Origin of the sequence: Acinetobacter sp. 22512, from assembly GCF_052044755.1 — a bacterium.
In the GTDB taxonomy this organism is placed as follows: Bacteria; Pseudomonadota; Gammaproteobacteria; order Pseudomonadales; family Moraxellaceae; genus Acinetobacter; species Acinetobacter pittii.
On sequence record NZ_JBQENP010000044.1, the window covers coordinates 1 to 1,274 of the forward strand.

Below are 1,274 nucleotides of genomic sequence, written 5' to 3' on the forward strand. Positions count from 1 at the left end.
TGATATGTGCTGAATTAGCAGGAGACTTTCACTTGGGATATGCTAGGCAGCTAACCGATAAAAGTTCTCTGCTATTTGATTTGGCGTTTTAAAATCCAAACTCTTTTGAATTCTTCGCTGATTATAAAATAACACAATGTATTCTGTAATATCTGCTTTAGCTTCATCTCTGGTTTTATAGTTGCAATGATGCACTAATTCATTCTTGAGTATGCCCCAGAAACTTTCAATCGGTGCATTATCGTAACAGTCCCCACGTTTGCTCATTGAACCTTGAAAATCACATTTTTCCAGTATCTTTCGATATTCATGGCTGCAATATTGGCTGCCTCTGTCCGAATGAATAATTAAGCCTTTCGTTGGTTTTTGATTACGAATCGCCATAGTCAGTGCATTGCAAACAAGTTGTGCGGTCATACGCTCATTTAAGCTATAGCCAACCACTTGTTTCGTGTACAGGTCTTTTACTGCTGCCAAGTATAACCAACCTTCAGCAGTCCAAATGTATGTAATATCGCTTGACCATGCAAGATTGGGCTTAGTCATTGAAAACTGTTGCTCTAGTAAATTTGCGTAGATCGCTCGATTATGATCACTCTTCGTAGTTCTTTTGAAACGCTTATGACGCTTACAATACAGCTGGTTGAGCTTTTTTATTTGACGTACAGCATACGTACTGATTTTGATACCTTGCGCTTGTAAATGCTTAGTTAATCGAATATAGCCATAGCTTTGTTTAGTTTCCTCATGAGCTATTTTGACCAAAATTGTCTGTTGATTTCGCTGAACCAATCTTTTATTCATGCCTCGTTTTAGCCAATCATAAAATCGTGACACTGAAACGTGAAGTAATCTAGCCATAAAGCTAATCGGGAATAAATATCTTTGCTGTTTCATATAGGCGTACCTTACTGACTTTCTTTCGCAAAGTACGCTGCTGCCTTTTTTAGAAATTCACGTTCCATTTCAGCTGTTTTGAGCTGTTGTTTGAGCTTTTTATTTTCTTCGAGTAAGGCATTTAGATCAGGTGAATATTGTTTAGTGCCTGCTAAGGTGCCAGTCTTTGCTTTATTATTCCAATTTGAAAGAGTTTGCATTGAAATGCCAAGTTGTCTGGCTGTTTCCGATACATTGCCTTGATTGGCTTCAATCAATTTTATTGCTTCAACTTTAAATTCTGCGGTGTAAGTCTTCTGTTTCTTGCTCATGGTAAACTCCTGATGAGTGTCTATAGTTTACCAAGTTAAAACCTCCTGTTTTCTCAGCACACATCA

1 protein-coding gene is annotated in these 1,274 nt (G+C 37.7%); it reads right to left on the minus strand.

Going from position 1 to position 1,274, the window contains the following annotated elements:
- Positions 1-42: 42 nt before the first annotated feature.
- A protein-coding gene (locus ACTJJG_RS19010) for an IS3-like element ISAba21 family transposase (RefSeq protein WP_085947548.1) occupies positions 43-1,208 on the minus strand; the annotation gives its coding sequence in 2 pieces (ribosomal slippage) (positions 43-950 and positions 950-1,208; 1,167 coding nt in all).
- Between the last annotated feature and the right edge of the window lie 66 nt (positions 1,209-1,274).